At 68.6% G+C, this 13,570-nt stretch carries 7 protein-coding genes; 2 read left to right on the top strand and 5 right to left on the bottom strand.

Features of this window, described 5'->3' with window-relative positions; all coding sequences use genetic code 11:
- Positions 1 to 240: 240 nt before the first annotated feature.
- Entirely contained in the window at positions 241 to 843 is a 603-nt protein-coding gene (locus ACZ68L_RS30835) for a YoaK family protein (RefSeq protein ID WP_469583341.1), read from the bottom strand.
- Between the two features lie 640 nt (positions 844 to 1,483).
- Here ACZ68L_RS30835 and ACZ68L_RS30840 point away from each other — a divergent pair.
- Both ACZ68L_RS30840 and ACZ68L_RS30845 read left to right on the top strand, forming a co-directional pair.
- The gene (locus tag ACZ68L_RS30840) at positions 1,484 to 7,822 is read left to right on the top strand and encodes a DNRLRE domain-containing protein (protein WP_469583249.1); all 6,339 of its coding nucleotides are present in this window, start codon (positions 1,484 to 1,486) and stop codon (positions 7,820 to 7,822) included.
- A 45-nt stretch (positions 7,823 to 7,867) separates the two neighbouring features.
- Positions 7,868 to 8,179, top strand: a complete 312-nt coding sequence (locus tag ACZ68L_RS30845) for a hypothetical protein (protein ID WP_469583252.1) — start codon at positions 7,868 to 7,870, stop codon at positions 8,177 to 8,179.
- Between the two features lie 1,308 nt (positions 8,180 to 9,487).
- On the opposite strand, the gene ACZ68L_RS30850 is transcribed toward ACZ68L_RS30845, so the two are convergent.
- From ACZ68L_RS30850 to ACZ68L_RS30865, 4 genes are all read right to left on the bottom strand, one after another.
- The gene (locus ACZ68L_RS30850) at positions 9,488 to 10,237 is read right to left on the bottom strand and encodes a phosphotransferase (protein ID WP_469583254.1); all 750 of its coding nucleotides are present in this window, start codon (positions 10,235 to 10,237) and stop codon (positions 9,488 to 9,490) included.
- A gap of 41 nt (positions 10,238 to 10,278) precedes the next feature.
- On the bottom strand, positions 10,279 to 11,349 hold the full coding sequence (locus ACZ68L_RS30855; RefSeq protein ID WP_469583343.1) for a methyltransferase domain-containing protein: 1,071 nt from the start codon (positions 11,347 to 11,349) through the stop codon (positions 10,279 to 10,281).
- 151 nt (positions 11,350 to 11,500) lie between these two features.
- A complete protein-coding gene (locus tag ACZ68L_RS30860) occupies positions 11,501 to 12,418 on the bottom strand; it encodes an NUDIX hydrolase (protein WP_469583256.1) in 918 nt (305 codons plus the stop codon).
- A gap of 242 nt (positions 12,419 to 12,660) precedes the next feature.
- On the bottom strand, positions 12,661 to 13,248 hold the full coding sequence (locus ACZ68L_RS30865) for a hypothetical protein (RefSeq protein ID WP_469583260.1): 588 nt from the start codon (positions 13,246 to 13,248) through the stop codon (positions 12,661 to 12,663).
- Positions 13,249 to 13,570 lie beyond the last annotated feature (322 nt).

Here is a 13,570-nt window from a genome sequence, read left to right on the forward strand (position 1 = left end):
CGCGTATCGCGCCCACACCCGAACCGCCCCGGCTGGATTCCCCCGATCCGGCCGGGGCATCCTTCTGCCCCATGGGCGCGAGCCGGATCACGCCTGGTGCCCGACGTCGATGGGCTGGGCCGGAACCCCGTATCCGGAAATCGACAGGGCCGCCAGGCGGAGGCGGCAGGCCTCGTGCGGAAGGCGCGTCGCGGAACGTGTCACCGCGGCCACACAGTGATGGACCGGCCCGGACCGCTGTCAGCCCCGCGGCGGCTTCCTGGGCATCGCCTCGATCACTAACGCACCCGCCGCCGGCAGCACGGCCACCGCGGCCGCGGCCCCGGGCCAGAGCCGTACCGCCAGCGCGGTCACGGCCGCGCCCGCCACGACCGCGGTCAGCCGGCCGGCCACCCAGCGGTCCCCCCGGTCCCACGACCGCAGCGCCAAGCGGCCGACGAAGGACGTGAGCGTGCCGGTGAAGTAGTTGGTGGGCGTCGCGCGGATACGGCCCTGAATCCCCATGGCCACGGAGATGAGCACGAGCAGCCCCAGCAGGTCCCCGGCAGAGGTGATCAGATCCAGCGACCACAGCACGGCCCCCGCTGCGAGCAGTGCCACCTCGACCAGCAGCATCCACGGCAGAGGCCATCGCCACCGCTCGCTCATCCACGCACCGCACACGACGCCGACGCCGTACGCGACGAGCGCGGTGATCACCCGCAGGGCCACCCCGTGCTCCCCGACACCGGCGGCGGAAGCGCCCAGCAGCACCAGATTCCCGGTCATCACCCCGGCGAAGACCTGCCCGACACAGATGAAGACGAACGCGTCCGCCGCCCCGGAAGCGGCCGACAACAGCAACAGAGCCCATTCGCTCCATGGGTCGCACCCAGTGGCGGGGGGAACAGGAGTGGACACGCCTGCAGAGCTTACCCGTCGTCTTCAGCGGTTCGTGAGCGTCCATCAGGTCCACGAGGTTCAGGTCGGGGGCTCCTGGACCACCGTCTTACACACAGCGTGTGAGACACGCGTGGGACGAAACGGCCCCGGGCCGGTGATTCCAGCACCGCCGGAGCCTTGAGACGAAACCCCTCTGATCAACACGCACGGGCGACCGGGCTGGACTCCGAAGTCTGGGCCTCCTGTTGCTTGAGTTGGTTGACGCTACCGAGCTACCGAGCGGCCCTGTTCTCGTGCCCGGCACCAGCCACGATCACCCGATCGAGACTCCCGATCGACGGACGCCGCTCAAGATCCGTACGGCAACAGCTACTTGGGAGCGAGGTGCGGCCAGGCGAATTGCCATATGTGACATTCCCAGCTCAACGGGTCATCAACAGACCCCGATAAAAGGTTATTTACGTCCAATCCGCCCCTTTCCGGCCTGGGCTCGTCACGAGAGAAGGTAGGCGGGTATGCGTAAGGATGGAGATCTTTACGTGCGAAACTTGTGAAGATCATTTGTGCTCACCGTGGGCACGCTCATCATGTCGGGATCTTCATGAACGTTTCATTCAGATGGAGACGGGCCTCCTCGCCTCCGCCGCCCCACCTCATATCCCCGCGGCTACGGGCGATCGCGCTCGCCACCTCCGCCCTGCTGGTCGCCGAGGCCGTGATCGCCGCGGGGGCGGCCGGAAGCGCCGTGGCCGTGCCCCAGTCCACACCGACCCGGTCGACGACATCGGCCCCGCCGGCCGAACGAGGGCCCGCCGAGGCCGAGGACCCAGCCTCGGCGGCACTGGCGGCGCGACTGCAGAATCGCCGGATCGAGGTGCTCTCGGCGCGTACCGAGACGTCGACCGTCTGGATCAATCCGGATGGTTCCACCACGCAGGACACTTCTTCGGGGCCTGTCCGTTTCCGTGACGAGGCAGGCAAATGGCGTGACATCGACATCGATCTGGTCAGGTCCGCTGACGGTACGGTCGAGGCGTTGTCTCATCCCCTGGATCTGGAGCTGGCGGGGAAGACACCTGCCGCGAAGGCCGCACGCATCATGGCCTCCGACCACGAGCCCGGTCACCAAGACACTCCCGCTGTCCCGCTGCTCAGCCTGACCTCCGACGATGGCAGGCCGATGACGCTCTCGTGGCGCGGTGTCCTGCCCCAGCCCGTGCTGAACGGGAGCCGAGCCCGGTACGTCAACGCGCTCACCGCGACCGACCTGGTGGTGGAGACCACCCGCACCGGATTCGAGCAGTCCCTTGAGCTGAAGGACCGTTCCGCGGTCGAGGCCAACGGTTCGGTCACGCTCACCCTCCACACGCCGGGCCTGACGGCGAAGGAGGGGGACGATCGCTCGGTCTCCTTCGTGGACAACCGCACCGGCAAAGAGATAGCTGCATTGCAGGCGCCCGTGATGTGGGACGCACGCACCGACCCTCGCACCGGGGAGCACACTCGTGTCGCCGACGTGGGCCTGAAGGTCGCGCAGAGCGGCGACGACGTGGACCTGACCCTCACCCCCGACGCGGAGTTCCTCGCCGCTCCGGACACCGTCTTCCCCGTGACCGTCGACCCGGCGGTCAACCTGGGTACGACCTTCGACGCGTTCGTCCAGCAGGGCTACACCACCGACCAGTCCGCAGCCACCGAACTCAAGCTCGGAAACAACGGAGCCGGTCAGATCGCCCGGTCCTTCCTGCAGTTCAAGACAGGATCGGTGCAGGGGCGCAAGATCCTCGGCGCGAAGCTGAACCTGTGGAACCACCACTCGTGGACCTGCAGCGCGGCAGGTTCGGGCAGTTGGGAAGTGTGGCGCTCGGGGACGGTGAACACCGCATCCCGGTGGACCGCGCAACCGACCTGGATGGAGAAGTACGCCACCTCCACCGCCACCAAGGGGGCGTCGGGCTGCGCCGCCGGATGGGTGAGCGCGGACATCACCTCCATGGTGCAGGTGTGGGCCGATCACACCGCCACCACCCATCATCTGGGAATCCGTGCCACCGACGAGGAGAAGGCACAGGGCTGGAAGCGTTTCCATTCCGGTGACGCGGCGTCCGGTACCCCCTACATCTCCGTGACGTACAACTCCTTTCCGGCCAAACCCAGCGGTACCGCCATCTCGCCCTCGACGGTGAATGCCTACAACGGCAAGCGTTACGTCACCTCTCTGACGCCCAGGCTGTCGGCCAAGCTCACCGACCCCGAGGCCGGTTCGGTCAAGGGCCAGTTCGAGATCACCCCTGACCCCGCGTACAAGGACGCCGGAAGCTACACGTACACCGCGACCAGCGCGGCCGTGGCGTCGGGTGGCACAGCGAGCATCACGATCCCGTCCGCGTCCGCCTTTCCGGTCGGTTCGCATCTGCGGTACAGGGTGCGAGGCCATGACGGCACCGTCTACGGCGACTGGACCGGGTACACCAACTTCGTCATGAACACAGGGCTGCCGGTGGCACCGCGCATCGAGTGCGAGCCCTATGCCAAGGACACCTGGACCGAAAAGGACCCCGACGGCGCCGAGTGCGTCCTGGACACCACCTCGTCCGACGGGCAGGGCTATCTCTGGGGACTCGACGACCCGAAGGTCCCGAACCGGATCAACGACACGGTCGACGGCAACGGTGGTGATCCGCTGACCATCACGGTCAAGCCCGCCGACGGCTGGCACACCTTGTACGCCAGGACTGTCGACTCCGGCGGCAACATCTCACCCGGCAGTCCGGCCGAATACGCCTTCGGTGTCGGTGTGGACGGGGCGGCGGTGCTGTCGCCGCGCGAAGGTGACACCACGGCCCGCCGCTATCGACTCGCGGCCAAAGGACTCACTTCTTACACCGGGGTGACGTGGGAGTACCGCCGTGGTCCGCAGGACCCCTGGCATGTCGTGCCCGCACAGTACGTGTCCTCCGCCGACGGCAAGCTCTCCACCTGGCCCGCCGCGGTCACGGGGGGAAACGCCACCGGCCTGGTCTGGGACGCGGCCGAATCGCTGCCCTCGGACGGCGTGATCGAACTGCGGGCCGTGTTCTCGGACGGGAGCCGCAAGGGCTATTCCCAGACGGTCGGGACCACGCTCGACAGAGACGCCGGGAGCGCCCCGTCCGGCGCGGTCGGCCCGGGCTCCCTCAATCTGCTGACCGGTAACTACAAGCTGTCCAACACCGATGCGACGGCATTCGACCTGTCGGTCACCAGGACATTCTCCTCCCGCAGGAACGAGTCCGAGGAGGAAGGTCTGGCGCAGATCTTCGGTCCCGGGTGGCTCTCGTCGGTGACGGCGGCCACGAGCGGAGCCGAGTACACGCAGCTCATCAAGACCTCGGACACCGCACTGCAGTTGCTCTCCGGAGACGGTTCCTCGGTCGCCTTCACCGCTGTGGCAGGAGGTGGGTGGAAGCCGGAGAAGGGCGCCGAATCACTTTCCCTGACGGGTGGATTCACAGGCACCTTCACTCTGCGGGACACTGACGCGAACGTGACGGTGTTCAAGCGCCTCAGTGAGAAATCAACGAACTGGATCGTCTCGTCGAGCGCGTCGGCGGCAGACGATTCGGCCGTTGTCACCTTCGCGGAAGAGATCTCGGTCAACGGCAAGACGCTCTCCCGTCCGCAGAGCGTCGTATCGCCGAACGAAGCCGTCGCGGCCGACGTCTGCCGGACCGCGCCCTCCACCAAGGGCTGCAGGGTCATCGAGTTCGTCTACGCCGACGAGACCAAAGCTGCCGGAACCGCTCTGGGCGACTACAAGAACCAGGTGTCGTCCATCAAGCTCTGGGCCACCGACGCCAATGCGGCGAAGGCGAGCGAGGAAACCCTCGCGCGCTACGTCTACGACGCGTCCGGCCGGCTGCGCCAGGTGTGGGACCCGAGGCTGCCGTTCGAGCAGAGAACCGAGTACACCTACGACTCCGACGGGCGGGTTCGTACCCTCAACGAGTCCGGCCGGCTCCCCTGGACGTTCACCTACGGCAGCGCCGGTCCGGCCGCGATCGCGGGGGACGGCATGCTGCTCGGTGCCTCCCGTCCGGCCCTGACCGAAGGGTCGGCGACGGAGACCTCGGGAACGGCCGCCACCACGATCGTGTACGGCGTACCGCTGTCGGGAGCCCGAGCACCGCACGCCATGAACCAGGCGGCAGTGGCGGCATGGGGACAGGACGTGGCCCCCACGGACGCCACCGCGATCTTCCCGCCGGGAACCGTGCCGGGGTCCAGCGACGGTGGCAACCTGTCCAAGGACGCGTACCAGCAGGCCAGCATTTCGTACATCGACGCCAACGGCCAGGAGACCAATACCGCCGAGCCCGGAGGCGGCATCACCACCACCGAGTACGACGAGTACGGGCACACCGTCGCTGAACTCTCGGCGGGCAACCGGGATCTCGCACTGGGATCCGCGCCCGCGGCAGCGGACACGCTGGCGTCCCTGGGGCTGGCCGGACTCAGCACGTCGGAAAGGGCCCAGCGGTTGTCGACGGTGTCCTTCTTCGACCCGTCCAACCAGCGGCTGACCGACACCTACGGCCCGGTCCACGAGATCGTGCTGGTCAAGGGGATCGGCGACACGCTCGCGCCCGGTGACACGGTGCTGGCTCGGGCCCACACCTCGTTCCGGTACGACGAGGGACGCCCGGCCGATGCGGCCGTGCAGGACGTGATCACCTCCTCCGCCATCGGGGCGTCCGTCGAGGGCTTCGCCACCGACGCCGACGTGGTCATCAGCAGGAGCACCTACAACTGGTCCACCGGCGAGGAGACGTCCAGCACGGAGGACGCACTCGGCGCGGCAGTGACCACCAAGTCCAGCTACACGGACGCGGGCCGACTGATCACCACCAGCCTTCCCGCCTCGAACGGGAAGGATGCCGGGACACTGCGCTACCAGTACTACACCGCGACCGGCAGCGGATCGTGTGCGGGACGACCCGAGTGGGCAGGGCTCCTGTGCCGGACGGAACCCGCGGCTGCCATCACCAACGGCGGCGCCAACCCGAACGCACTCGCCACCACTGTGTACACCTACAACCGCTGGGGAGGACAGTCAACCCGGACCGAGTCGGTCAATTCGGTCACCCGCAAAGTCACGATCGAATACGACAAGGCGGGCCGCGTCGTCTCGTCCGGCGTCAGCGGCGATGGCGAAGCGGTACCGGATACGCTGACCACGTACGACGCGGTGAGCGGGCAGATCGCGAGCAAGTCCTCGGGCGGGCAGACCATCACGTACCGCTACGACGCCCTCGGCCGCGTGATCTCCTACGGCGACGGGGCCGGGAACACCACCACGACTGCGTACGACAGCCGGGACCGGGTCACCAAGGTCACCGACTCTGCACCCTCGGTCACGACGTACGCGTACGACACGGCGGACCGGCCGCGAGAGATCACCGACTCGGTCGCGGGCACCTTCACCGCCGCCTACGACATCGACGGCAACCTCACCTCGCAGACCCTGCCCGGTGGCTACACGCTCTCCGTGGTCTCCAACACGGCAGGGGTGCCGGTCAGCAAGGAGTACACGACGCGCGCCGGGGAGATCGTTCTCGCGGACTCCGCGCAGTTCACCGTCCACGCCCGACAGGCCGGGCATACGCAGTCGGACGGCATCTCCATCCAGAGCCAGTACTCCTACGACGGCGTGGGACGCCTCGTGAGGGCCACGGACAGCACGGCCGACTCCTGTGTCAGCCGTGACTACGAGTTCGATGCCAACAGCAACCGCACCAAGTTGACCACCCGTTCGGACGACTGCGACAGCACGACCAACGACACCCGGACCGAGACGGTCCCGTACACGTATGACTCGGCGGACCGGCTCACGAGCGGCTCCCGCGCATACGACGCCTTCGGCCGGACGCTGAAGAGCGGCGACACGGACCTGTCCTACTTCGTCAACAACCTGATCCGCACCGAGACCAGCGGCGAACGCCGCAAGGTGTGGGACCTCGACGCCGCGGGACGGGTCGGCCGGTCGCAAGACCGGACGCGCACCACCGACGGCACATGGGTCACGGACGACACGGTCGTCAACCACTACAGCGACAACGCGGACAGCCCGTCCTGGAGCAAGTCCGGCGACACGATCAGCCGGAACGTGGACGACCTCACCGGAAACCTGGGAGCGGTCACCGCCGCCGACGGCGACGTCGTGCTCCAGCTCGCCAACCTCCACGGTGACGTCGGGGTCCAGCTTCCGCTCGACCCCGAGCAGGTCCCGTCGGTCCTTCGCTACGACGAGTACGGCAATCCGCTCCTCAACACCGCGTCGGCCCGATACGGCTGGCTCGGCGGCGCACAGGTGGAGAGCGACACCCTCGGTGGATATGTCCGCATGGGTGTCCGGCTCTACGAGCCGGGGACCGGCCGATTCCTCCAGCAGGACCCCGAATACGGTGGAGGTGCCAACGCCTACGCGTACTGCGACGGCGACGGCGTCAACTGCCAGGACATCGACGGGTTCGCCAGCTACTACCTGAACTACGACCTCGGAAAGACAGCGGCCAGCGACAAGAGCGTCTTCAATTACTGGAAGAGCCACTTCAAATCCATCTTCCCCATACCCGGCCGCCCCGGGAAGATCACCAAGAAGGGACAGAAGTTCACGCTTCGACCCGTCATCGCCGGTATCTCCATGTACTTCCCGGTGAAGGTCAACAGCATTACGAAGAGCTATCTCCAGTTGGGCGCCCGGCCGGGGCACCCGGACTGGCCCGGAGGCTGGATAGGATTCGATCTCTTCAAGAAGAAGGGGAGAATGAAGTTGGAGGTTCGGGGCTACCTCGGAGGATTGGCGGCCATCGCCAACCGGAGCTTCAACCAGGCCAGAGCCAAGCCGTACTGGGACAAGCTGGCCAAGAATCTCCGTAACACCATCAAGAAGAAGTTCTGAAGACATCGGTTTCACACGCCCCGCCCTCCACCGAGAGTGCAGAACATGCCCATCAAAACGATCAAGATCTATCTGGCAGTGGTCCTCATTGCTGGACTGGTCCACGCCGGCGGGATATTCGACAAGGACGTGACGTTCCTCGTCTGTCTTGCGATAACCGTTCCGTGTTCCATCCTCACGTCACCGCTTCTCTACTTCGTGGTGGCTCCTGCGCTGGCCTTCATCGGAATTCCTCCTGCCGTGGGGCAGGTCGTTTCCGATCTCGGATATGCGTTGGTTGGAGGAGTGCTGAACGTGCTCCTGGTGAAGGCGGTCGCAGCGGCCATCAGGACCTTCCGGGCCGCCCGCTCCGCCTGAGCAGGATGCGCTTCGCAACCGGCCGCACGTGGAACGCGGCCGGGAACACGGGTTGACCGGGAGGCTCGTGAAACCGGCCCACCCGGGCCGGTGACGGCCCCGGAGCCGTCGCAGATCGAGCCGTGAGCAGCCCATGCGGGGGTGGGGGGGGGGGGGGGGGGGGGGGGGGCGCCCCCCCCCGGGGGGGGGGGGGGGGGGGGGGGCCCCGGGGGGCCCCCCCCCCCCCCCGCCCCCGCCGGGCGGGGGCGGGCGGGCCCCCGCCCCCCCCCCCCCCCCCCCCCCCCCCCGGGGGGGGGGGGGGGGCCCGCCCCCCCCCCCCCCCCCCACCCCCGCATGGGCTGCGGCGCGGCGGACGGCCCGGAGTGCGGCCGCCTGGTCCCACTCGGCCAACTGGTCCCAGATCCGCCGGGCCCGCAACCGCAACTCGTCCCACGCCAGCAGCACGCTGTCGTGCCCGGCCTTGAGTACGGTCTCGTCCTCGTGACACGTGTGCTCGGCCAGGACGGCCAGTGCATCGCTGATCCTGCCGCACCCGCGTCTCGTCCTCCGCCAGGGTGCTTTCGAGGGCGAACGTACAGCCGCCGGGATGGTAGGCGAAACAGCGCACACGCCTGCCCCACCCCCGGTGCGAGGACAGTTCTCCCGGGCGGTGCACGACGGCGCGGTCGAGTCTGTCCACTGCACGCAGGCGGCACCCCGCTGGGAACGGTGGAGAAAGCGGGCGACAGCGGCGTGCTCGATCTCCGGTCCGCGGGCGCCGAGTCCACGGATCAGGGTGCGGCGGGCCACGCCGGGCGCCCCTGGCGCCGCGTCATGGGCGAGTCGGTGGATCGCCTCGGTGAGCGGTATGCGGGTGCCGCAAGTTGGCGGCAGGGCGGGATCCAGCGGCGACACGGCGGTGCTTCTCATTTCTGGACGGGGGGATGCCGGGTGGGTAGAGGAGTTCAAGGGGGCGCGAGGTCAGGCCGTCAAGTGCCGCAGACCGGGCGGGTCTGGTGTGAGGCGGAGACGGGTGAAGGGGTAGGTCGGTGCCGGCAGCACGGGGTGGATCAGACCGAGGGCGCAGGCAGCGAGCGCGCCGTCCGGGGCAGTCGATGACGAAGGCCCGAGTGTCCCCCTCCTCGGTCAGCCGCGGTGCCAGCTCGGCCGTGCACCGCCGGATCCACTCCTCGCTCAACGGCTCGGACAGCACATGCTCCGAGCGCATCCGGACGATGCCCTCGGCGTCGGCGGCCGTGGCCGCGCGGACCGGCAGCCGCCCGACGGCACCCGAAGGCCCGACCATGCCGGGCAATGCCATGTTGCGGTTCACCAGGTTCCTCCTGTCGGCGAGTTGGGGGCGCTGTGCTCGGCGCGCAGCCGGGCCGGCGTCCGCCGGCCCCTCTCGACCAGCTCGGGATCACCGTGGGCGACGCCATATGCGATCCCGCTCACCGCATCGAGAGCCTTGTCGATGACCAGCCGTGCCTCCTCAGCACCGGTCAGAGACCTGCCGTACCCGGCCACGAACGCCTCGAACAGGTCGGGACGGCCGGCCCAGGCATCGGACAAGCGGACCAGATCCCGTACGGCAGGCCCGGGCTCGCTTCTCTCAAGGTCGATCACCGCCACGAAACTGTCGGCGTCGTCCGCCGCTTCGGCGGTGCCGGCGTCGCCGGCGTGGAGGATGTTGCGCAGCTGGAAATCGCCGTGGGTCTCCACCCACTCCAGCGGCGGCAGGGACGGCGCCCGCTGGACGAGGCCACGGACGAACTCCTCGTCACCCGGCTCCAGACGCAGCTGCGCCGCGGCCAGGTGCCGGTCGGCCTTGGCGACAGCCGGGCCGCTGCCGGCCGGGGCAGGCCGCGGGGGAGAGGCCTGCTCAACGAGGTCGACGCGGGTGATCCTGGGAACGGCGGGCAGCAGGGCGGTCGGGACCTGGCCGGTGCCCGAACCGAGGTCCAGCAGGGTCGGCCGGTCGAGGCCGTCCAGGGTGTCGGCAAGGAGCCGGACGGCTTCGTCGGGAAATCCCGGTCGGTAGCGGGCGTAGTCGGCCGCCGCCGAATCGAACAAGGTCACAGATCCTCTTTCCGTGCGGGAAGTGCGGGTCAGGTGGGCTGTCATGGCGTGGCGGAGAGTGCGGGCAGTTCCCATCCGAGGGCGGTGGTGCCGGTTCTGGAGGTGACGTGCTGCGGGGCGCCGTCGTCCGGGATGTCGACGTGGAAGGCCGCGGGGGACCCGGCCCGCACCCAGAGGCCGTGGACATGTTCGAGTTCGGTCCACACATCGCGCGGGCCATGGACACGGACGGTGCAGTCACCGGGACCCGCCACGGCCCAGGAGTTCTCCTCGGGCGCCACCAAAGTGAGTGTGTCGGCCTGGAAGTGCCGCACCACGCCGGGAACGAGGTAGGCGGCTGCCAGCCAGAACCCGTACGCGTGATCCGGCGGCGGAGTGAAAGCGGTGGGGCGTCTCTTCCCGGGGCGGCTCGTGATCTGCTGGAGATGGTGCTGGGCGGTGAGCCAGGTGTATCCGTGCAGCGGGCGGTGGCCGCGAGGTCCGCCTTCCAGGACGGCCTCGACGTGCCCTCCCGTCGTGCGCGTCACCAGGCAGTGGCCGGGCCAGCTAGGCGTCCGCGTCGCCAACGTGGTCAGCAGCCGCCCGCGGGGAGCGAGCTGGTCCACCCACGCCGACGGCAGGCACGGTACGCCGATCCCGGAATGGATCCGGTCGTACGGCGCCTGCGGAGCGTGCCCGTCGAGCGCGTCGCCGGCCACCACCCTCGCGCCGACGCCGACCCGGTCGAGATTCTTCTGTACGAACGCGGCCATGTGCTCGTCCCGTTCGACACCGACCGCCCGTCCGGGCCCGGTGAGCGCAGCGGCGAGCGCGAGCGAGACGCCCGGCCCGGTTCCGAGGTCCAGGTACCTGTGCCCGGACGCAATCCGCATCCTCTGGAGGACTTCCACGGTGTACGGGGTGAACGTCGACATCGCCGTCATCCGGCCCCCACTCACGACGCCACGGACCTGACCTTCCAGCCGTTCGCCGCCACGCTGGACCAGGACCGACTCGCCCGAGTACACGAGGTCCTGCCACTCGGCCCGGTCCTTGAGGTGTGCTCCGTCGAGCAGTTCCCACACCACTGGCTCGCTGCCCTGTTCACTACGGCGTACATACGCCCGTGGCATCAGCACGCCGCGGTCCAGGCGCGACAGCGCGATCGGCCAGCACTCCGTCGGCTTGAAGGCGTTCGACCAGCGCGAGGCGCGCCGATGCCGCGTCGGTGAGCCGGGCTTCGGCCGCCGAGCCGACCGTGCCGGATTCGGCTTTCACCGCAGTTCACCTGCCACCGGTGGCAGGCACTGTGGGCGCCCAGCCGAGCTCGGTGTACGCGGTGCCGGTGCGGATGCCCTCGATCGCCGCACGGGTGTAGCGGACCATCGGGTCCGGCAGCCCTTCCAGCGGCCACCACCGCCAGGCCGTGCACTTGTCAGGCTCGCGGATCTCCGGTTCTCCGGACCACTGGCTCGCCCGGAAGAACAGCTGAATTCGGGGTTCGGCGTTCTCGTGATCGTCGAGCAGGTGCACGGTGTGCACCAGGGTGAGGTTTGCGGGCTCGATGATGATCCCGGCTTCCTCATACGCCTCCCTGACCAGGCACGCGCGAACACTCTCCCTTTCCACATGACCGGCCAGGGCATGCCACTCGCCGCCCGCGAACTTCACATCCGGGTGACGCAGACCAAGGAGAGTACGGCCGTCGCGTTCCAGGAACAGGTGCGCGCCGATCACGTTCTTCACCGCGTGGTCCCGTGGCCCGGGCAGCGGCGGCGCGGGGTGCTCGGTGTGGTGGGCCTTGATCACCTCATGAGCCCACCGGCACATCGACAGCTGCTCCATGGTGGCGACGTCGAACCAGGCGAACATGATCCCTTCGGTGACAGGCAGGTCGTGGGCGACGCCGTCCCAGTGGGCCGCATAGACCTGGATGTTCCCCTCGGTGACGTCCGGGCCGTGGGCCCGCACGGTCGTGTAGGGGGTGATACCGGAGAGGACGAGCTCCGTCTCCTCGAGGATCTCGCGGGCGATCGCTTCGTCCAGAGTTTCGCCGGGTTCAGGCCCGCCGCCGACCAGGGACCAGGTACCGGGGTCGCAGATCGGTTTGTGTGCATCCCTCAGGTGAAGGAGGTACTCGCCGCGGCCGTTGACGATCAGGACGGCGGTGCCTGTGGGCTGAGAGGAAGTGGACGCGTTCAAGGAAATACCGCCTAGACGTAGGGAGTTGATTGGCTTTTCGGGCAATTCGCAGCACTCGGATCGGGGAGGTCGTCTGCAACCTGGGGCTACTGAGGGAGGAGGCGTGGCAGTAGGTCATCGCGCTCGAAGTAGGAGTGTGCGGGGCGTGGGTCCCCTCTTTGCATTTCGCCGGGCCGGCCGCACCACGCTGGTGCGTGAGCGAGGCAAGGCCCCCGAAGGGTTGTTGGGTTGGCTGGTGCCGGTCAGTGCCGCTCCGCGGCGCGGGCATCTTGCATGCTGCTGGCTGGTCGAGCCCGTACTGAGCGGCCGGGGCCTCGTACATCTCCCGGTAGAGCCCCCCGTCCACAGCCATGAGCTCGCCGTGCGTGCCCGCTTCGGCGACGACGCCCTTGTCGAACATGCGCCGGCGACCATGCCATCAGAAGGGCCGCGGTCACCGCGGTCGCTGCCAGTGCTGACAGGGCCGGCAGAGCTTGGCGCAGCTCGTCCGCCGTCGGGCCCTTCGCGAACGGATCCGTGAGCACGCTGTTGACCGCGACCAGCCCCCACGCCGCGGTCACCCCCTGCCCGAGCTGCGCGGCCACCACTCCCGCCATCGCCCGCCGATCCGTCTGCCGGCCGGTACGCAGCACCAGGGCGACCATGCGCGGCAGCGCGGCCTCCATGTGCCGGAACGAGAGCCTGGTCAGCGAGCCCGCGTGACGTACGAAGGACTGGTCATGGCGCAGCCTGCCCCCGTACAGCTCGCGCTCCGCGTTCGAGATCGTGTCCTTCGCCGGCGTGCTCTTCGCGTCCTGCGGGGTATCGCGGTGTGGGCCGGTGCGTGTCAACGTCGCTCCTTCCTGATGGTCGTGGCGGCATCGTCGGGTTCAACGACCCCGCCGAGTTTTCGAACACGTGTCTTTCGGCCGAGTTTCGAATCCCGGTTCCATGCGGCTGCTGAAAGGTGCGGGATGCATGAGCCCTTGTGCCGCAAGAGGCGCTCCATGAGTGGGTGTTGGCCGAAACGCCGTCGGTCGCGTGCCCAGGGGCGCGGACCGGGGTTCCTGATGGGATCAGAGCGCCTGGACCTTCGGTCTGTTCTGCGCATGGCTGATCGGGCCGTGGCGCGAGGTCTTGCCACGCCCTGTGCGAGAGGCGGGTTCAGTTCAG

This window comes from Streptomyces sp. NPDC104309 (genome assembly GCF_055584025.1).